The sequence below is a fragment of the Lysinibacillus sp. G1-3 genome (assembly GCF_056322905.1).
Map to the genome: position 1 here is coordinate 1 of NZ_JBWHYQ010000065.1, position 449 is coordinate 449.

The following is a 449-nucleotide window of genomic DNA, read 5'->3' on the forward strand; positions in this document are numbered from 1 at the left end:
ATCGGCGCTAAAGAGCTTAACTTCCGTGTTCGGTATGGGAACGGGTGTGACCTCTTTGCCATCATCACTAGACTATTGTCGACCTCCAATACACGGCGTATTACTGCGTCAGCTTCTCTCGTTCAATTGGTCACGTACAGAGGTACGCTCCCTCATTCACTCGTTTGCTTCCTTGTACTACTTGTGTCTTGAAGCTCTCTTTGGCTTTCAATATACGTCGCATTTCTTCGTCAGCTTCAGTCGTTCAGTTAGTCACGTACTTGAGTACGCTCCTTCCCTCTCTCCATCGCTTCCTCGAACTACTCGTATCTTGAAACCCTTAATGAAAGAATGAATTGTTCTTTCAAAACTGGATAAACGGTGCATTGAATGTTTCAAACATTTTGGTTAAGTCCTCGATCGATTAGTATTCGTCAGCTCCATGTGTCACCACACTTCCACCTCGAACC

The 449-nt window shown here is 45.2% G+C and carries 1 rRNA gene; it reads right to left on the reverse strand.

What is annotated here, in order from left to right:
- Nucleotides 1-72 (reverse strand): 5S ribosomal RNA (gene rrf / locus ACVYAD_RS25135); the annotation flags it as partial.
- Nucleotides 73-449: the final 377 nt, after the last annotated feature.